This is a genomic window from Rhodococcus sp. P1Y (genome assembly GCF_003641205.1).
Taxonomy (GTDB): Bacteria; Actinomycetota; Actinomycetes; order Mycobacteriales; family Mycobacteriaceae; genus Rhodococcoides.
The window spans coordinates 187,413-205,156 of sequence record NZ_CP032762.1 but is presented as its reverse complement, the minus strand read 5'-3'; the positions used below and the strand labels follow the sequence as shown (position 1 = coordinate 205,156).

General features: G+C 63.0%; 18 protein-coding genes. 9 read left to right on the top strand and 9 right to left on the bottom strand.

Annotated elements, in window-relative coordinates:
• Position 1 precedes the first annotated feature (1 nt).
• A complete protein-coding gene (locus tag D8W71_RS00970) occupies positions 2-1,498 on the bottom strand; it encodes an aldehyde dehydrogenase family protein (protein ID WP_121118354.1) in 1,497 nt (498 codons plus the stop codon).
• A 138-nt stretch (positions 1,499-1,636) separates the two neighbouring features.
• Here D8W71_RS00970 and D8W71_RS00965 point away from each other — a divergent pair, with 138 nt between their 5' ends.
• Together D8W71_RS00965 and D8W71_RS00960 are read left to right on the top strand one after the other, a co-directional pair.
• On the top strand, positions 1,637-2,812 hold the full coding sequence (locus D8W71_RS00965) for an acyl-CoA dehydrogenase family protein (RefSeq protein ID WP_121110195.1): 1,176 nt from the start codon (positions 1,637-1,639) through the stop codon (positions 2,810-2,812).
• Positions 2,809-3,462 (top strand): GntR family transcriptional regulator, encoded by a 654-nt coding sequence (locus D8W71_RS00960; protein WP_121110193.1) that lies wholly within the window; start codon positions 2,809-2,811, stop codon positions 3,460-3,462. Before D8W71_RS00965 ends, D8W71_RS00960 begins: the two co-directional genes overlap by 4 nt.
• A gap of 47 nt (positions 3,463-3,509) precedes the next feature.
• On the opposite strand, the gene D8W71_RS00955 is transcribed toward D8W71_RS00960, so the two are convergent.
• From D8W71_RS00955 to D8W71_RS00945, 3 genes are read right to left on the bottom strand one after another with little or no spacing between them, the layout of a single operon-like run.
• Complete coding sequence (locus D8W71_RS00955; protein ID WP_121110191.1) at positions 3,510-5,864, bottom strand: FdhF/YdeP family oxidoreductase; 2,355 nt, start codon at positions 5,862-5,864, stop codon at positions 3,510-3,512.
• A gap of 27 nt (positions 5,865-5,891) precedes the next feature.
• The gene (locus tag D8W71_RS00950) at positions 5,892-6,149 is read right to left on the bottom strand and encodes an acyl-CoA-binding protein (protein ID WP_121110189.1); all 258 of its coding nucleotides are present in this window, start codon (positions 6,147-6,149) and stop codon (positions 5,892-5,894) included.
• A gap of 12 nt (positions 6,150-6,161) precedes the next feature.
• On the bottom strand, positions 6,162-6,749 hold the full coding sequence (locus D8W71_RS00945) for a TetR/AcrR family transcriptional regulator (RefSeq protein ID WP_201265218.1): 588 nt from the start codon (positions 6,747-6,749) through the stop codon (positions 6,162-6,164).
• A 53-nt stretch (positions 6,750-6,802) separates the two neighbouring features.
• Between D8W71_RS00945 and D8W71_RS00940 the strand changes: the two genes are divergently transcribed.
• Together D8W71_RS00940 and D8W71_RS00935 are read left to right on the top strand one after the other, a co-directional pair.
• Positions 6,803-7,741 (top strand): oxygenase MpaB family protein, encoded by a 939-nt coding sequence (locus tag D8W71_RS00940; protein ID WP_121110185.1) that lies wholly within the window; start codon positions 6,803-6,805, stop codon positions 7,739-7,741.
• 30 nt (positions 7,742-7,771) lie between these two features.
• Positions 7,772-8,551: an alpha/beta fold hydrolase gene (locus D8W71_RS00935; RefSeq protein ID WP_121110183.1), complete on the top strand. Its 780-nt coding sequence runs from the start codon at positions 7,772-7,774 to the stop codon at positions 8,549-8,551.
• A gap of 48 nt (positions 8,552-8,599) precedes the next feature.
• Here D8W71_RS00935 and D8W71_RS00930 read toward each other — a convergent pair whose 3' ends face one another.
• Both D8W71_RS00930 and D8W71_RS00925 read right to left on the bottom strand, forming a co-directional pair.
• Entirely contained in the window at positions 8,600-9,916 is a 1,317-nt protein-coding gene (locus D8W71_RS00930; protein WP_121110181.1) for a class I SAM-dependent methyltransferase, read from the bottom strand.
• Positions 9,913-11,349, bottom strand: a complete 1,437-nt coding sequence (locus tag D8W71_RS00925; RefSeq protein ID WP_201265217.1) for an FAD-binding oxidoreductase — start codon at positions 11,347-11,349, stop codon at positions 9,913-9,915. The genes D8W71_RS00930 and D8W71_RS00925 overlap by 4 nt, the downstream gene beginning before the upstream one ends.
• Positions 11,350-11,607: 258 nt before the next feature.
• Between D8W71_RS00925 and D8W71_RS00920 the strand changes: the two genes are divergently transcribed.
• A complete protein-coding gene (locus D8W71_RS00920) occupies positions 11,608-12,042 on the top strand; it encodes an SRPBCC family protein (RefSeq protein ID WP_121110177.1) in 435 nt (144 codons plus the stop codon).
• Here D8W71_RS00920 and D8W71_RS00915 read toward each other — a convergent pair.
• Entirely contained in the window at positions 12,039-12,689 is a 651-nt protein-coding gene (locus tag D8W71_RS00915; RefSeq protein ID WP_236077657.1) for a TetR/AcrR family transcriptional regulator, read from the bottom strand. The genes D8W71_RS00920 and D8W71_RS00915 overlap by 4 nt on opposite strands.
• 124 nt (positions 12,690-12,813) lie before the next feature.
• On the opposite strand from D8W71_RS00915, the gene D8W71_RS00910 reads away from it, so the two are divergent.
• The 4 genes from D8W71_RS00910 to D8W71_RS00895 all read left to right on the top strand — a co-directional run bounded on the left by D8W71_RS00910 (position 12,814) and on the right by D8W71_RS00895 (position 15,697).
• Positions 12,814-13,524, top strand: a complete 711-nt coding sequence (locus D8W71_RS00910) for a siderophore-interacting protein (protein ID WP_236077656.1) — start codon at positions 12,814-12,816, stop codon at positions 13,522-13,524.
• Positions 13,525-13,587: 63 nt separating this feature from the next.
• Positions 13,588-13,926 (top strand): YbaB/EbfC family nucleoid-associated protein, encoded by a 339-nt coding sequence (locus D8W71_RS00905; protein WP_121110173.1) that lies wholly within the window; start codon positions 13,588-13,590, stop codon positions 13,924-13,926.
• A 1-nt stretch (position 13,927) separates the two neighbouring features.
• Positions 13,928-14,536 (top strand): recombination mediator RecR, encoded by a 609-nt coding sequence (gene recR / locus D8W71_RS00900; protein WP_121110171.1) that lies wholly within the window; start codon positions 13,928-13,930, stop codon positions 14,534-14,536.
• A 132-nt stretch (positions 14,537-14,668) separates the two neighbouring features.
• Positions 14,669-15,697 carry a type IV toxin-antitoxin system AbiEi family antitoxin domain-containing protein gene (locus tag D8W71_RS00895; protein WP_121110168.1) on the top strand — a complete coding sequence of 343 codons (1,029 nt, stop codon included), beginning with the start codon at positions 14,669-14,671 and terminating at the stop codon, positions 15,695-15,697.
• 8 nt (positions 15,698-15,705) lie between these two features.
• Here the strand turns inward: D8W71_RS00895 and D8W71_RS00890 are convergent, their stop codons facing one another.
• Both D8W71_RS00890 and D8W71_RS00885 read right to left on the bottom strand, forming a co-directional pair.
• On the bottom strand, positions 15,706-16,413 hold the full coding sequence (locus D8W71_RS00890; RefSeq protein ID WP_121110166.1) for a type 1 glutamine amidotransferase: 708 nt from the start codon (positions 16,411-16,413) through the stop codon (positions 15,706-15,708).
• Positions 16,406-17,671, bottom strand: coding sequence for a Mur ligase family protein (locus D8W71_RS00885; protein ID WP_121110164.1), 1,266 nt, complete (start codon positions 17,669-17,671; stop codon positions 16,406-16,408). Before D8W71_RS00885 ends, D8W71_RS00890 begins: the two co-directional genes overlap by 8 nt.
• Between the last annotated feature and the right edge of the window lie 73 nt (positions 17,672-17,744).

The following is a 17,744-nucleotide window of genomic DNA, read 5'->3' as shown; positions in this document are numbered from 1 at the left end:
CTCAGCCTCTCCCGTGGCGAAGCTTGAGGACGAGCGCAGAAATCTTCAGGTCACGAGCCTTGCGCGTCATCGTCAGGAGATTCAGCGGCGCAGCAAACCTCTGCACGGCAAGCGATTTGACGGTGCTGAACTCGCGCAGGCCGTCGGCGCCGTGAATGCGTCCGAAGCCCGAGTCGCCGGTGCCGCCGAACGGCAGAGCTGGAATTCCTGCGAACCCGAGAACCGAGTTCACGGTGACGACGCCGCAGTCGAGCTTCTCGGCTGCTCGGCGCCCGGCGGCGTTGTCCTTGGTGAACACCGAAGCGCCGAGACCGTAGGACGACGCGTTGGCCCGCTCGATGCCCTCGTCGAGGTCGCGTACCTTGTTGACGACGACTGTCGGGCCGAACGTCTCTTCCGTTATGGCGGTGGAGGTTTCGGGTACGTCGGTGAGAATGACGGGATCGATGTACGGGCCGTGCAGCGATTCCAGCCCGCCGAGTACCGCTCGGCCACCCTTCGCCAGCGCGTCCTCGATCTGCGAGCGCACGATGTCGCTCTGTTTGCCGAGCGTCATGGGGCCGTACGACGACGTGCCTGCGCCGCCGGGCTTCAGAGCCTTGACCGACGTCGTCAGCTTTCCGATGAAGGCGTCGTACACCGGGGCGGCGACGTAGATCCGCTCGACGCCCGCGCAGGTCTGTCCCGCATTGCCCATCGCTCCGAACGTCGCGAACTCGACGGCTGCATCGATGTTCGCGTCGGCGCCGACGATCATCGCGTCCTTGCCACCGCATTCGGCGACGAGGGGAGTGAGGGATTGCGCGCACGTCGCCATGACCTTCTTGGCTGTTGCGGTGGATCCGGTGAAGGCGATCTTGTCGACGCCTGATGTGCACAGGGCAGTGCCGGTGGAACCGTCGCCGGTGACCGTCTGGAACACCGGATGGGGGGCGGCGAGTGATTCCCACTTCTCGGCCAGCCAGACGCCTACTCCCGGGGTGAGCTCACTGGGCTTGAACACCACTGTGTTTCCGGCGGCGAGTGAGTATGCGATCGATCCCATCGGTGTGTAGAGCGGGTAGTTCCACGGTCCGATGACGCCGACTACTCCGAACGGCCGGTAGCCGACGTAGGCAGCCTGGTTGGGGCTGATCAGTCCCGAGGAAACCTTGCGCTGCTTGAGGATCTTCTCGGCATTCCGTGCGGCCCAGTCGATATGTTCGACCCCCAGCATGACCTCGAGCAGGGCGTCTTCGTCGGGCTTGCCGCTTTCGGCTGCGATGACGGTGGCAAGACTCTTCGCGTCACGGGCGATGGCACTCTTGAACTCGAGAAGCCACCGTTTACGTCCGGTGAAGCCCTGAATGTCCCACCAGCGGGCCGCGGACCGGGCTCGGTCGACGGCAGCGTGTACCTCGGTCTCGCCCGTGATGGGGTAGCTCGCGAGAACGGCGCCCGTCCGTGGATCGAGGCTGTCGAAGGTGCGGGCTTTCGTCTGTACGACCTGGTCCGTCATGAACTTCTTCCTCTTGGTCTTAAATCGCATCACATATATTTGATGTGATTTACTGTCGTGGAGCTCACACTATGCGCCGCATCCCACCGAAGACAACCCCTCGGTTGCCGTCCGGGCCCCTACCGTCTGGAGCACATCATGAGTACGGACTTCACCCCGGAGCAAGCGTCGTTCGCGAAGGCCGTCGAGGCGTTCTGTGCTCGCGAGGCGGGCACCCGCGAGCAGCGTGATGCACTGACCGATCACGGAAAACACAGCCACAACCAGGCCCTCTACGAGAAGATGGCCGGTTCCGGCTGGATCGGCGCCACGGTAGACGAGGAGTTCGGCGGTGCAGGCGGCAGCACCGTGGACCTGTGCATCCTGCTCGAGCAAGCAGCCAAGGGGATGGCGCCGATCGGCGGAATCGGACCGACCCTGATCACTGGCGCGGCGTACGACAAGTTCGGCACCGAATCGCAGAAGCGCGCCGTACTGGGCGGAATCGTCGAGGGCAAGTGCTACTCGATCTCGATGTCCGAGCCCGAGGCAGGCTCGGACGTCGGCAATCTGAGCTGCAAGGCGGAGAAGATGGACGGGGGTTGGCTGATCAACGGGCAGAAGACCTGGTGCTCGAACGCGCATTTCGCGGATCGGATCCTGCTCGTCGCGAGGACGGGCAGGAGCGCAGCCGGCGGAGTGACCCGACAAGACCGCGGCGAAGGTAAGCATGAGGGCCTGACGATGTTCGATGTGCCCGCCGATATCGAGGGTCTGTCCATCGTCGGGATCGACACCATGGGCGGCAAAGAGGTCAACGACCTTTACTTCACCGATTGTCATCTTCCCGAGGACGCGGTGATCGGCGTCGAAGGTCAGGGCTGGTCACAGCTGATGACGGGCCTGAACATCGAGCGGCTGATCCTCGCGGCGATGATGCTCGGCACCGCGCAGAGAGCGTTCGACGACACGTTGGCATTCATCACCCAGCGTAAGCAGTTCGGACGCCCCGTCGGTACGTTCCAGGCGTTGCGCCACCGCGTGGCTGATCTTGCGACCGAGATCGAATGTGGCCGTCTGCTGGTTTACCACGTCGCCAGGCTCGTCGACGAGAACCCGGGGATGCTGTTTCCCCGCGAAGCGTCGATGGCGAAGTTGAAGCTGACCGAAACCGCCAAGAAGGTCGCACTCGAAGGAATGCAGATGATGGGCGGCTACGGTTACGCCACCGAATTCGACATGGAAAAGCACGTACGCACCACACTCGTGTCGTCGATCTACGGCGGTACCAACGAGATTCAACGCGACATCATCGGCAAGACCTACGGGCTGTGACCGCGACGGGGCTGACACGGCGACCACAGCTGTCGGAGGACGTCGCGACTCACTTGCGCGGTCAGATCATGTCCGGGGTGCTGGCCGCGGGCTCGTTCGTCCGCCTCGAAGAGACAGCGGCCGAACTGGGCGTCAGTGCCACTCCAGTGCGTGAGGCGCTGGTGACCCTTCGCGGGGAAGGGCTCGTCGAACAGGTGCCCAATCGTGGCTACCGCGTAGGCGGGCTCTGTCGCGAAGACATCGAGGACATCTTCTGGTTGCAGGGCACCATCGCCAGCAAACTCGCTCGGCGTGCAGCCCGGATCATCACACCCGCTCAGATCGAGCAGCTGAGCGCACTCAACGCGTTACTGCGTGATTCTGTGTCGAGGGCCGACGTCGAGGCTGTCGAGGCCTGCGAATTCGAATTCCACCGGTTCATCAACAAGGTTGCGGGCGGAAAGAAGCTGGCGTGGTTCCTGTTCGGAGCAATCCGCTACACGCCCGCAAGGCTCTACGCATCGGATCCGGCGTGGGGAGAAGAATCCGTACGCAGTCACGACGCGTTGATCGCGGCGTTCACGTGGGGTGACATCGAGTCGGTCGGGGAGCTCATGCGTCGACAGTTCGTCGACGGGGCCGAGCGTTTGGTCGCGTTCCGCTCCATGTGAACGAAAATACATAGGGGACTACGTATTTCCGTTCACATGGTTAGCGCCTAACTCAGATGATGCGGCTGCGGGTGGTCCTTGTGAACCTCGTCGGATCCGACTTCGTCCTGGTGCCCGGATTCGACGTTCGACGTCGACGACCCGGCGCGAACCAGCTGAATCACAACGGATTTCGATGTCGGGCAGTTGCTGTCGGTTGCCGTCGAATCGAGTGGAACCAGAGGGTTGGTCTCCGGGTAGTACGCAGCTGCACACCCACGCGGGGTGTCGTACTCGACGATGCGGAAGTCCGACGCGACGCGCTCGACGTCGTCGTCGTCCCACCTGGTGACCAGGTCGACGAAGTCACCGTCGTCGAACCCGAGTGCAGCGATGTCCTCTCGATGGACGAACACGACGCGCCGGCCGCCCTCGATGCCGCGGTATCGGTCGCTGAGCCCGTAGATCGTCGTGTTGAACTGGTCGTGGCTTCGAAGCGTCTGCAGTAGCAGGTGGCCCTCGGGAACGTGCAGTACGTCGATGGGCGACGTCGTGAACTCACCTTTGCCCGACTTCGTGTCGAAGGTTCGTGAGTCGCGCGGCGGATGCGGAAGTACGAAACCGCCCGGGCGTCGCACGTTCACCTCGTACCCCTCGCACCCGTGCACGACGCGAGAGATGTGCGTGCGGATGTTGCGGTAGTCCTCGCGCATGCCTTTCCAGTCGATCCCGTAGCGATCTCCGATGGCCGCCTCGGCGATACCCGTCAGGATGGCGACCTCGGATCGCAACTGATCGCTCGCCGGCTTCAGTGGTCCCTTGGACGAATGAACCGAGCATGTGGAGTCCTCGACCGAAATCCATTGCGGCCCAGACGCTTGAACATCCTTCTCGGTTCGACCCAGTGTGGGCAGGATCAGGGCGGTGTCTCCGGTCACCAGGTGCGATCGGTTGATCTTCGTGGAGATGTGCACCGTCATGGACAGTTTCCGCATCGCTGCGAACGTCACGTCCGAGTCCGGCGTCGCCTGCACGAAGTTGCCGCCGAGTCCGAGGAAGAAGCTCGCCTTGCCGTCGCGCATCGCTCGGATCGAATCGACGGTGTCGAGCCCGTGCTCGCGTGGTGGTTCGAAGCCGAACTCCTTTTCGATGGCATCGAGAAAGTGCTCGGGCACTCTCTCCCAGATGCCCATCGTCCGGTCGCCCTGGACGTTCGAATGACCGCGAACCGGAAGCAACCCGGCACCTGACTTACCGATATTGCCCTGTACGAAAGCAATATTGGTGACTTCTTTGATGGTGGCGACGGCATTGCGATGCTGCGTCAGCCCCATCGCCCAGCAGAACACCGTGGCTTTGGAGTCGCGCAGCATCTTCGCCGCATCAGTGATCTGATCGCGGGTGAGGCCAGTGGCGGCGAGTACGACATCCCAATCCACAGCAGCGACATTCGCGCGCCAGGACTCGAAACCTTTCGTGTATTCGTCGATGAACTCGTGATCGATGGCGTCCCACTCCACCAACAGTGATCCGATGGCCTGGAACAACGCGAGATCGCCGTTCACCCGGATCGGAAGGTGACAGTCGGAGAGATCGGTTCCCGGACCGACCATCCCGCGCGGAGTCTGGGGGTTCTTGAAATTCACCAGACCGGCTTCACGCAGCGGATTGATCGAGAGGATCTTCGCGCCGTTCTGCTTGGCCTTCTCGAGCGCGGAGAGCATCCGTGGATGATTGGTGCCCGGATTCTGTCCGGCCAGGATGATCAGTTCGGCGTTGTAGACATCGTCGAGGGTGACACTGGCCTTGCCGATGCCGATCGTTTCCTGCAGCGCGATCGACGTCGACTCGTGACACATGTTGGAGCAGTCGGGCAAATTGTTGGTGCCGAACGCGCGGGCGAAGAGTTGGTAGGTGAACGCCGACTCGTTCGACGCGCGGCCCGAGGTATAGAACAATGCCTCGTTCGGATCGGCCAGGGACTTCAACTCGTCGCCGATGAGACGGAAAGCGTCGTCCCATTCGATGGGTTCGTAGTACTTTCCTCCGGGAAGCTTGACCATCGGGTGCGTGATGCGGCCCTGTTGTCCGAGCCAATGTTCGCTGCGCGCATCCAGTTCCGCGATGCTGTGCTGGGCGAAGAACTCGGGTGTGGCGCGGGTCGTCGTCGCTTCTTCGGCGACCGCCTTGGCGCCGTTCTCACAGAACTCGGCCGCATGGCGGTGGCCGGGATCGGGGTCCGGCCACGCGCAACTCATGCAATCGAAGCCCTCGGCCTGGTTGAGGTCGAGGAGAGTCTTGGCGGTGCGAATCGGACCCATGTGTCCGAGTGCCCGTTTCATCGAGACCGCGACGGCTACCGGTCCTGCCGCGTGGGTCTTGGGCTTTTCGATCTTCAGGTCGGCTTCGTCGTAATCGCTCACGCGGTCCCCTTCATAGCTCGGTGAGCGCTACCCGAGCAGTTTTGCGACCAGGTCGACGTAGGACTGCTTCGCCGAATCCTGGCTGGTGCCTTCGAGTTTTGCCCAGGCGTCGTACTTGGCGCGGTTCACCATATCCAGCCTTCCCGGACGCTTACCCTCGGCGTCGCCCTTCGAACCCTGCTTGAAAAGCGAGTACAAGCTCAGCAGGTCGTCGTTGCTCGGCTTCGAAGTCAGCGTCTTGACGTCGATCTGGGCTTGCTGGAAGGACTGGTCGAGATCGGACATGTGCGATTCCCCTCAGGCTGTGTGGTGGTCGGTCCTCTCGATCATGGCACGTTCGGCTGCGCTGGAGACGACTCGAACACAGTGAGCCAGGAACTTGGTGCGGGTCACCGCTACGGTTCCGTCCAGGTAAGCCATGAACAGCGCGGTGAGAGCTCCGACGACTCCGACTGCGACGAGCTGTTGGTCCTCGGGTTCGAGGGCCGACAGTTGCGCGCGGACCAGCTCGACGAAGCTGGGAACGAGGGCGACGCCGCTGCCGCCGATGGCCGGTTCGGTCAGCGGTGCCAGCAGAAGGACTCGCCCGACGCACGGGTTGTCCAAGACCAGTTCGACGAATGCGCGGACGGGAGCCTCCACCCGGTCGGGTGCATGGGCTGCCCCTGCAATCGCTGTTCGTGCCTGCTCGCCGACGTGTGCGTACACAGCTCGCACGTAGCTGTCGCGGTCGGTGAAGCTTTCGTAGAAGTAGCGCTCGGTCAGTCCGGCTGCCCGGCATGCAGCTCGCACGCTCACCGCAGGCCCTTCGGCCGCGCCGAGCAAACCGATGCCTGCGGCGAGTAAAGCGTCGTACCTGCTTGTGCGTCGTTCCTCGATGGTCACACAAGTTCTCCCGCCCATTGACTACATGCGTTGTCAGATTCTAGTCTGACAACATGCGTAGTCAGTCGGGCGACGAGCGGCCTGTCCCATTGGGGCCGGATTCGCTGACGTGGAGGTACTTCGGCGACTGGCGGGGGATGCTGCAAGGCGTCTGGGCCGGTTCGATGCAGAACATGCACCCCGGGCTCGGCGCAGGCGTCGAAGAGCACTCGATCTTCTTCGACGAGCGTTGGCAGCGTCTCTATCGATCCCTCTATCCCATCGGCGGGGTGGTCTTCGACGGTGACCGCGCGGAACAGACGGCGCTGCAGGTGCGGGGGTATCACCAGAACATCAAGGGTGTCGACTCTCGGGGCCGCCGCTATCACGCGCTGGATCCCGAGACGTTCTACTGGGCCCACGCGACGTTCTTCATGGGCACGATCCTCACCGCGGATCACTTCATGGGCGGCGTCACCGAGGCGCAGAAGCGTCAACTGTTCACCGAGCACATTCAGTGGTATCGGTTGTACGGCATGAGTATGAAACCGGTACCGGAGACTTGGGAAGACTTTCAGCTGTACTGGAAGCGCATGTGCTGTGAAGTGTTGGAGGACAACAAGGCAACGCGGGACGTGTTGGATCTGTCGGGCCTCGGCCCGCCGCCCTACGCAACCTGGATTCCCGACGCCCTGTGGGCGATTCTGCGGGTGCCGATCGCGCGTGGCTTCGTCTGGCTGACGGTCGGTATGTACGACGAGCCGGTTCGAGAGCTTTTGGGATACAAATGGTCTCCGCGCGATCGAAGGCTGTTCGAGGTGGTCGGCGCAGGGGTCAATGTCGCTTTCAGGCTCGTCCCGCGTCGGTATCGCATGCACCCCAGGGGCCGGGCGGGATGGGACAGGGCTCTAGGGCGTCTACCTTCGGACTCGGCGTTGCCGCAGACCCCGGCGCGCAATCTTCCGCCGGTGGAATCTCGCGAGGATCCGGGGCACTACAGCCCCAAGGTGTAGCTCGGCAGGCTCACGGGTACTGCTGCGTGCATGCATCACGTGAGATCAGGCTCCGGAAGACCCGTCGTGTTGGTTCACGGCCTCGGTTCGAGCTACCGAAACTGGGACCCCATCGTGGGCGCGCTGAGCGCTGAACGGGAGGTCGTGGCCGTCGACTTGCCGGGCTTCGGGCAGACACCGCCGCTGAAGACCGTGACTATAGCCTCGCTCACCGACGCGCTGCGTGAGTTTCTCGACGCCGAAGGGCTTTCCGACGCAGACATCGTCGGAAGTTCCATGGGCGCGCGCATGGTCCTCGAACTTGCGCGTCGGGGTCACAAAGGAACAGTCGTCGCGTTGGATCCGGGTGGCTTCTGGAACGACCGCCAGGTCAAGGTCTTCGGTACGACGATCACGGCGTCGGTGGCCCTTGTCAGCCGCATTCAGGGGTTGCTTCCGTTCGTGACGGGCAATCCCGTGACGAGAACCCTTGCGCTCGCTCAGTTCTCGGCCGCACCGTGGAAGCTGCCGCAGGATCTCGTTTTGCGTGAGCTCAGAGGTTTCTCCGATGAAACGTCCCCGTCGCTGTCGGATGCGCGTAAAGCGCTGATCCACGGGCCGCGCCAAGAAGGTGCGGCGCCGGGGAGTCTGCTGTGCAAGGTGGTCATCGGATGGGGTCGTCAGGACCTGGTCACGCCTGCAAGCGAGGCGAAAGTCGCAGTGGAGCGCTTTCCTGATGCCGAACTGCACTGGTTCGACAAGTGCGGCCACTTCCCGCACTGGGATCAGCCCGAGAAGACGGTGGATCTGATTCTGAGCGCTACGCGCTAGCGGCGCGATTGAGTGCCCCGGAGGGCACTTAATCACGCCACTAGGAGATCAGCCCTCCCACCAGGGGCGGAGTGGGACATGGGCCTCGCCTTTGGGGCCGAGCTTGACGCCTAGAACCTGATGCAGCTGAACCACGTTGCGCTCGAAACCCAGTCGCGACCCGGCCATGTACAGGCCCCACACTCGTGCGGTACCTTCACCGGCCTCGGCGACGCAAGCATCCCAATTGTCGACCAGATTCTTGCACCAGGCCTTGAGAGTCAGTGCATAGTGCTCACGCAGGTTCTCCTCGTGGCGAACTTCGAGGCCGACGTCCTGCATCTCGGTGATGATGCGTCCGGATCCTGTCAGCTCGCCGTCCGGGAAGACGTAACGGTCGATGAACGACCCCGCCTTCGCATGAGATCTGTTGTCCGGACGGGTGATCGAGTGGTTCAGTACGCGCCCACCTACGCGGAGTTTCGACTTGATCGCGTCGAAGTAGGACGGGTAGTTGTGAACACCGATATGTTCGGTCAGTCCGATCGAGGACACCGCATCGAACTCGGACTCGGCTATGTCGCGATAGTCGGAGAAACGAACCTCGGCAAGATCCGACAAACCCTCGTCGGCGATTGCCTTCTGCGCCCACGCAGCCTGCTCTCGCGACAGCGTCGCACCGATTGTCCTGACGCCGCGCCGAGCGGCATAACGCACCATTCCGCCCCAGCCACAGCCGATGTCGAGAAGGCGGTCGCCTTCCTTCAGGCCGAGTTTGTCGAACACGAGGCGGTACTTGTTGTCCTGCGCTGCCTCCAGCGTGTCGTCCTCGGAGGTGTACGCCGCGCAGGTGTATGTCATCGACGAGCCGAGTACGTGTTCGTAGAACGTATTCGAGACGTCGTAGTGGTGCGAGATGGAGTCGGCGTCGCGTGTCTTCGAATGGCGAAAGCCCTCGGCGACCCGACGCCACCGCGGAACCACTTCCTGCGGCGGAGGTGCGATGGGACGCAGCAGGTCCCATCCGAGAGATCTGGTGATGGTGGCGAGTGTCAGCGCGCTGGGGCGTCGAAAGTGCAGTTCGTCGCCCATGATTCGAAGCAGATCGTACGGGTCGCCCGGATGGACGCCGACGGCTTCGAGATCGCCCGATACGTACGCACGCGCCATGCCGAGATCGCCTGGAGCAGTGGCGAGGTAGGTGGCTCCGCGCGGGCTCTTGAGATCGAGCCCGATCTTGGCATCTTCCGGACCTGCGGCGCTCCCGTCGTACGCGGTGAAGCGAAGCGGGATGTTGCCGTCGGAGAGGATCTCGAGGATCTCCGAGATGGTCAGCTTGTGAGTGCGGTTCAGCTCCCGCGATCCGGGATCCTTGAACGTCGTCATTTTCCTTGCACCGCCTTCGAATACATGTCCAACAACCGTGATTGAGGGTCGTAACGCTTCTTCAATTCGTGGAACTTTTCGCCGCCGTAGAGCGCAGCAAACTCCGACTCGGTGTAGTAGGCGTCCGAGTAGAGCGACTTGTGGCCGTCGAATTCGGTGACCTTGTGCTCGATGGCGCGGTTGGTCGCACCTTCGGGTTCACCGGCGACGATGGGAACGGAGGACCAGAAACCGATGTTGACGTAGGTCTTCTTCGGTTCGAGCGGGTACAGCGGCCATGGTCGTGCAGCGTCGGCTCCGGCAGGTGCGGGTTCGCGAAGACGCAACGGACACAACCACAATGGCTCGATAGGTACCTCGCTCAGGAACCATCGCAGGAACGACGCGGTGTTCTCGATGGGTACTTCGACATCCTGCACGACGCGTTCGCGCGGCGGGTTTCCCTTACGAGCTTCAAGCCGGTCGGCGATGTCGTACTTGCGGTCGAGCGCGATGAGCTTCCAGTAGAAGCTGGACCGTCGGTACTTCTTCGGCCAGAAGCGACGAATCTTCGGGTTCTGTGTCCCGAACGCACGTGAGCACCAGAACCAGTCGGTGTCCCAGCGCCAGAGGTAATCGTGGATGGACAGACGGTCGGTGCTCTTCTGTTGAATCGAGCGATAGAAGATGTCCGATCCGCTGTGGTAGTCGCTGACCGGTCCGGGCTCCGCCGTCTGAACCCCGAGCGTCAGGTAACTCTCGTCGTCGGAGAAGACGACCCCGTCGAGGTACTGGACTTCGATTCCGTCGTACGAACGGTCGCGGACGATCTCGTCCATGCTGTGCTGCATCGAATCCAGGTCGTGGAACCTGATGTGGCGCAGAGCGACGTACGGCAGAACGGGTTCGAGCTGAATCTTCAGGCGTGTCGCGTATCCGAGTGTTCCGTACGAGTTGGGGAACCCCCAATAGAGGTCGGCGTCCGGACCGTCGGGGGTTGCCGTGACTATGTCACCGCTGCCGGTGAGTACGTCGATCTCGAGAACGGATTCGTGGGGGAGGCCGCTGCGGAACGACGTGCTTTCGATTCCGAGACCGGTGACGGCGCCGCCGAGGGTGATCGTCTTGAGTTGGGGGACGACGAGGGGAGCGAGCCCGTACGGGAGGGTCGCGTCGACCAGGTCTTCGTACGTGCACATACCGGCGACATCGGCGGTTTTGTCCAGCGGGTTGACCGAGATGACGCCCGTGAGGCCCGACACGTCCAGTCCGGGAGCGGTGCGCGCGGCGCGGGCGCGAAACAAGTTCGAGGTCTTCTTCGCCAGGCGAACAGTCGCAGAATCCGGGATGGCGCGATAGCTCGCGAGCAGCAGGTCCACGCCGACACGATGAGCGGCGAATCCGCTCTCTCGAGGTGCGGGCCGTCGTCTCGGAAGCGCTATCGCTGATGCCACAGGAAGACGCTATCTCCACGACTCGCCGAGAGCTACCGAGAATGCCGCCCCGGGTACGAAACTTCACGTAAATGTTGCCGTCGAACGAGGCAATTCGGACAAATGTATGCACCACGCATCTCATTTGCGCAGCTACATATTTTCCGGGTGAACCCAGTCACAACTGGAGCTCGCACCTTCTCGGGGCCGCCGCGGGTGGGGGCAGGATGGGAGGGGAGGCGTCGAACAATTCGGCACACGAACTTCAGGAGGCTACAAGTGGCACAGGTAAGCGCCAGCAGCTCGATCACCATCGCCAAGGCGCCGGATCAGGTGTTGACGGCATTGGTCGACTACGAGACCGTGCGCCCGCGCATCCTTCCCGAGCAGTACCTCGACTACACCGTCATCTCGGGCGGCCAAGGAAACGGAACCGTCGCGGCGTGGACGCTGCAGGCAACCTCCAAGCGCTCGCGCAACGTCAAGGCCACGGTCACCGTGGAGGGATCGAAGATCGTCGAACGTGACGCCAACTCGTCGCTCGTCACGACCTGGACCGTCGCACCTGCTGGTTCAGGCAGCGAAGTTACGACGACGACCGAGTGGAAGGGCGCGGGCGGGATCGGCGGGTTCTTCGAGAAGACGTTCGCGCCTCTGGGATTGAAGAAGATCCAGGCTGCGACTCTTGCAAACCTGGAAAAGGAAGTTCACTAGTACAGACCGAACCGCGGGTGGTCGATGATCGTCGTTGCGCCCATGATGACGGCGCGCATCGACCACTCGAAGTTCGTAGCCGCGCTGCGGACCTTGCCGTCCACCGTCAGCGGAATCAGCGTCAGATCGGTTCGTGCCAACATGGCCGCGTCGTCGTCGGGCGCTGGGTCTGCGACGTGTACCAGTTCGGCGAGGGCCACCGCGTGCTCAGCCACGGTGGTCACTGCCCAGCGCGCCTGCATCGGGGAGAGCTCGAAGAGCGTCGAGTATCGCTGCTGAACTCCGTCTATCCGACCGATAGCCATCGGAGACTCCGGTCCGATGTTGACCAGATAGTGCGCAATGCCCGGGTTGCGATGAACCAGAGATCTGAGGCCGAGGCTCAAGTTCATCAGCGCTTCTTCGAACGTGTCGGCATCTGTGGGCATCGGAAAGTCCCACCGTCGGAGAATCTCCTCCGCTACAGCCGTCTTGAGTGAATGCAGATCCTCGATGTTGTTGTAGACCGCTACGATGCTGACTCCGAGTTGCTCCGCCACTGCTTTGACGGTCAATTTCTGCAAGGTCAGCGCGATTCCCGCCTCGATGAGGTTCGCCTCGGTCACCCGCTTGCGGCGAGGCGAGATCGGACGCTCCAGATCGTGCACGAACTCAGCTTACGAGCGGACGACGTCACAATTCAAAAGCGGTACCGACCCCCTGGGTGGCTACTTTCTGGCAAAGTTTAGCCTTACTCAAGTTCGGCAGGATCGGCGCGGAAAGGGAGTTGTCGTGCAGCTACCTGAACCTGGCCTGGTGCCGGAGCCACACACGATGCAGACACTGGCGGTCGCCCGACCGAGACCCGGTGTGGTTCGGATGACGTCCTTGCTGTCCTCCGACTGCTACAGACCTGGCTGGGACGAACGGGCGATTGCCGCACATTTGCGGTTCCCGGGTGTGCCGACTCGCGACTTCGAAGTCCGCAGATTCGATGCCGAGCGCGGAATCCTCGACGTCGACTTCACCCCTACTGGAGAAAAGTCCATCATGCGATTGTGGCTTGACTCTGTCGAGGTAGGAACGCGGACGCGGATCGCCGGGCAGGATTCCGACAGTTTCCCGAACTTCGTCGGCGGGAAGCGGGTACTGATGTTCGTGGACGAGGCATCGGTGCCTGCAGCGGCGGCACTCCTCGAGAACTGGCCGCCGTCCGCGCAGGGCACCCTGTGGATCGACACGGCTCAACCGCTCGACATTGCAGAACTACCTGCAGCCGACGGTGTCACTGTCGTCAGCTTCCACGTGGAGATGGGTTTCGACCCGCTGATCACTGCCGCTCGCCGCGTCGAACTCGATTCGAGCACCACTGTCTGGGCTGCGGGTGAACGCTCTCGAATGGATGCAATTCGAGCCACCTGCGTGGCCGCAGGCCTTCCCCCCAACGACATACGGGTTTTCGGGTACTGGTCGGCCGAGCTGCACTGCCGCCAGCAGGCGTGAATGAAACCGGTGTGATCCGTCGCCGTAGGCTGGAGTGGACATCCAACCGAGAGGACGAAGCCCGTGCAACCCGGTGAACAGCCCGATATCGCTTCGATCATGCAGCAAGCCCAGCAGATGCAGCAGCAGTTGATGGCTGCGCAGGCGGAAATCGCCGAAGCCGAGGTATCGGGTCAGGCAGGTGGGGGACTCGTCACCGCGACGGTCAAGGGCACCGGCGAACTGGTGTCCCTCGTGATCGATCCGAAGGTCGTCGACCCCGAAGACGTCGAGACTTTGCAGGACCTCGTCATCGGAGCGATCGCCGACGCGTCGAAGTCCGCTTCAGCCGTAGCGGCGGAAAAGCTCGGACCCCTTGCAGGCGGGCTCGGCGGCGGATCGCTCGGCCTCCCCGGCTTCTGACGTGTACGAAGGTCCTGTTCAGGATCTGATCGACGAGCTGGGCAAGATGCCAGGCGTCGGCCCGAAAAGCGCACAGCGCATAGCTTTTCATCTCCTCGGCGTCGAACCGCCCGAAGTGGAAAGGCTGATCAAGGCACTCCAGCGAGTTCGCGACGGAGTTCAGTTCTGCACGATGTGCGGCACTGTGTCGGACAAAGAGCTGTGCAGAATCTGCGCAGATCCTCGCCGTGATCGCAGCATCATCTGCGTAGTGGAGGAGCCCAAGGACGTGCAAGCCGTCGAGCGCACCCGTGAATTCAAGGGCAGGTACCACGTTCTCGGTGGAGCCCTTGATCCGCTCAACGGCGTGGGGCCCGACCAACTCCGGATCCGCGAGTTACTGATGCGCGTCGGAAATCAGGACGACGGCGTCGATGTCGCCGAGGTCATCGTTGCAACCGATCCGAATACCGAGGGTGAAGCGACCGCGACTTACCTCGTCCGAATGATGCGCGATTTCCCAGGGTTGTCGGTCACCCGGCTTGCCTCCGGCCTCCCGATGGGTGGGGATCTCGAGTTCGCGGACGAGCTCACGCTGGGACGTGCGCTTACGGGTCGTCGGCCGCTGTAGGCCGCTACTTCCAGTGGCACGGTTAAGTTCCCTACCGGGGCCTTAACCATGCCACTAAAGTTATCCACAGCCTGTGGATAACTCGGTTTTTTTCGGCGTTCCGAAGACACGCGTCCGGCACGATGTCGAGTCATGAACGGTCACCGGTTCGATCCCGATATCTTGGACCCACAGCACGGCATCTTGACCACGGTCCAACTCCGAGCGGGTGGCGTCTCGCCCAAGGCCATTCGTCATCAGGTCGAGTCGGGCGCATGGCTACGCGTGTTCAGGAACGTCATTGCAGTGACCAACGGACCTCTGACGTGGGAAATGAAGCTACGCGCTGCGCTTCTCTACGGTGGCCGCGGTGCACTGATCAGTCATGACACCGCCGCGTTCGAATGGGGCATGTCTCGAAAGTCGGACGGACCGATCCATGTGACGGTTCCGCGCGGATGCTCCGCGATCAACCAACCCGCGGTACTGCGCGCCAACCAGGCCAGGCCCACGTCCGTGCACAACCTGGAGATTCATCCGGGGGTTTCCATGCATCGATCCCTTGCCATCGAGCACATCGGCGTCGATTTCGATCCGCCGCGAACGAGCAAACCCGATACCGCGATGGATCTCGCTGTAGCCGCCGAGACCGCGAAAGAGGCGACGGTGCTCTTCGTGGATGCTCTGTCGGCCGGCGGGGTCTCCGTGAGCACTATGCGCAAGAAGATCGAGCTCAGGCGCCCGAGGCGCTACCGGCGGGCACTGCTCGACGCCTTGGTCGTGCTCGCGGACGGAATCCAGTCGGTGTTGGAGTATCGCTACGCCATGGATGTGGAGAGTGCGCACGGACTGCCCAGGGGTACTCGCCAGGCGCCCGTGCACGTCGGCGGACGAACGTTGTTCGAGGATGTCGAGTACGGCGCTGGGCGGCTGACCATTCGACTCGACGGTCAACAGTTCCACTCGGCCAGGCAGGTTCGGTTTCGAGATCGTGCTCGAGACAACGCTGCGGAGGTCGACGGTCGGGCCAGGCTTTCGTATGGCTGGGACGAGGTCGCTCACGACCCGTGCGGCGTATACCGCGAAGTCCGCGACGTCCTCATCCGCGAAGGTTGGTCGGACTCGTCTTTTCCGTGCGATCGATGCTCAGTGGCACGATTAGGTGCCCAGGAGGGCGCTTGAACGCGCCACTAGCGACGAAGCCGCTCCCGCCTCAGCTGCGTGACCTCCGGGAGTTCCAGGGGCGGCAACGGCGTCCCCACCGCCTGCTCCAACAGGTAATCCGCGAGCTCGGGGTTCCTGGCGAGGACGGGACCGTGCATGTACGTACCGATCACCGACCCCTGTACGACGCCTTCTCGGCCGTCGCCGACGCCGTTTCCGACGCCGTGGGTGACCTTGGCCAACGCGGAGGCGTCGGGTCCGAGGGTCGTTCCGCCGCGATGGTTCTCGAAACCGGACAGCTTCTGGGTCAGCCCGGCCAGTGTCGGCTCGGTGACCACTTCGCCGATCGAACGGGTCTCCTGCGGCGACGTCGTCACGTCGAACAGGGATATGCCGTCGACCTTTTCGCCGGACGACGTCTCGTACCAATGTCCCAGGACCTGGATGGCGGCGCAGATCGCCAGAACCGGAACGCCGCGTGCGGCGGCCTTCTGCAGGCCCGGATGCTGAGTCAGGTGCCGGGTGGCCAATCGTTGAGCGGAATCCTCGGCGCCGCCGAGGGTGTAGACGTCGAGGGATTCCGGAACCGGGTCACTGAGCGTGATGTGCACGACCTCGGCGTCGATGTCACGCATGCGTAGTCGCTGCCGCAGGATCAGTGCATTGCCGTTGTCGCCGTAAGTACCCATGACGTCGGGCAGTACGAGGCCGATGCGGACGGTGGACTCAGACATCGTTCACCTCACGAGCCAGCGCGCGCCCGAGATCACGGAACGCGGTGTAGTTGGCGAGCACTTCGATCCGCCCGGGCGGGCAGGATGCGATGGCCTTCAACGGATCTGCGACGGTGGTGTGCGACGAACCGGCGTAGAGCAGGCGCACACCCAGGTCGGTGGCGCGCTCTCCCGATGCGACGACGGCCACGTTCTCGAAATGCTCGAACCGTACGTCCCACAGCCAAGAGAGGTCCTCGCCGTCGGGCACCTGCCCGTTGACGGCGATGACGAGACCGTCGGCGGTAGGGTCGATCATCGACAGCGCTTCCTGCCAGCCGGCGGGGTTTTTCGCGAGAAGCATTCGGACGGAATGGGATCCGTACTGCACTGTCGAATATCGGCCGGCAACCTCGTCGACACCGGAGGCTGCAGCGACGGCATCTGCCGGGGTGGCCCCGAGCGTCACGGCCGCCGCAACGGCCTGGGCTGCATTGCCGCGGTTGGCTTTACCCGGTAGCGCCAAAGACATCGGTATTTTCAAACCATGGGGACCGTAGAGGTTCGTCTCGTCGAGCCACCAGTCCGGGGTGGGTCTGGCGAAGTCGCTTCCGGTCGAGTACCAGTGGTCGCCGTCGTGGAGGATCGGTTCACCGGTGCGCGGACAGCTGACGGAGTCGCCTGCCCAGCCGCCGCCGGCCGCCACCCACACGACGTTCGGGGCGTCGAACGCAGCCGAGGTGACGAGTACGTCGTCACAGTTGGCGACAACGACGGTGTCGGGATGCCTCGCGAGCCCGGCGCGGAGCTTGCGCTCGATCATGTTGATCTCGCCGACACGGTCGAGCTGGTCGCGGCTGAGATTGAGCAGCACGACAGCGGCGGGGGATACCGCGTCGCATACGTGCGGCACATGCAGCTCGTCGACTTCGAGCGCCGCCAATGGTGCATCGAAGTGAGCGTGCAGCGCGGCGACGATGCCCGCGTCCATGTTGGCGCCGTCGGCCTGCGTGGCCACCTCGCCGAGCGTGGAGAGCGCGGCAGCGGTCATACGAGTCGTCGTCGATTTTCCGTTCGTCCCGGTCACGACCACCGTGCGGCGACCCGATCCGAGCCCGGTGAGTATGTCCGGATCGATCTTCAGAGCGACGAGGCCGCCGATCATCGATCCTTTGCCTCGGCCTGCCTTGCGTGACGCCCACGTGGCAGCCTCGGCCGCCCGTAGTGCCAGCCGGCCGCGCGCCCCGATTGCTGCCCTGCGCTCACCCGCTCGAACCATGCGCCGAGTCTGGCACACACTATTGCGGCAACTCTCCTCGGAAGGACGGACAGCCAGCTAAGTTCGACTGAAA

Excerpts from the sequence above, each read along its gene's own strand:
- D8W71_RS00970 (WP_121118354.1), bottom strand. The coding sequence starts at position 1,498 with ATGACGGACCAGGTCGTACAGACGAAAGCCCGCACCTTCGACAGCCTC.
- D8W71_RS00965 (WP_121110195.1), top strand. The coding sequence starts at position 1,637 with ATGAGTACGGACTTCACCCCGGAGCAAGCGTCGTTCGCGAAGGCCGTC.
- D8W71_RS00950 (WP_121110189.1), bottom strand. The coding sequence starts at position 6,149 with ATGTCCGATCTCGACCAGTCCTTCCAGCAAGCCCAGATCGACGTCAAG.
- D8W71_RS00940 (WP_121110185.1), top strand. The coding sequence starts at position 6,803 with ATGCGTAGTCAGTCGGGCGACGAGCGGCCTGTCCCATTGGGGCCGGAT.
- D8W71_RS00935 (WP_121110183.1), top strand. The coding sequence starts at position 7,772 with ATGCATCACGTGAGATCAGGCTCCGGAAGACCCGTCGTGTTGGTTCAC.
- D8W71_RS00930 (WP_121110181.1), bottom strand. The coding sequence starts at position 9,916 with ATGACGACGTTCAAGGATCCCGGATCGCGGGAGCTGAACCGCACTCAC.
- D8W71_RS00895 (WP_121110168.1), top strand. The coding sequence starts at position 14,669 with ATGAACGGTCACCGGTTCGATCCCGATATCTTGGACCCACAGCACGGC.
- D8W71_RS00890 (WP_121110166.1), bottom strand. The coding sequence starts at position 16,413 with ATGTCTGAGTCCACCGTCCGCATCGGCCTCGTACTGCCCGACGTCATG.
- D8W71_RS00885 (WP_121110164.1), bottom strand. The coding sequence starts at position 17,671 with ATGGTTCGAGCGGGTGAGCGCAGGGCAGCAATCGGGGCGCGCGGCCGG.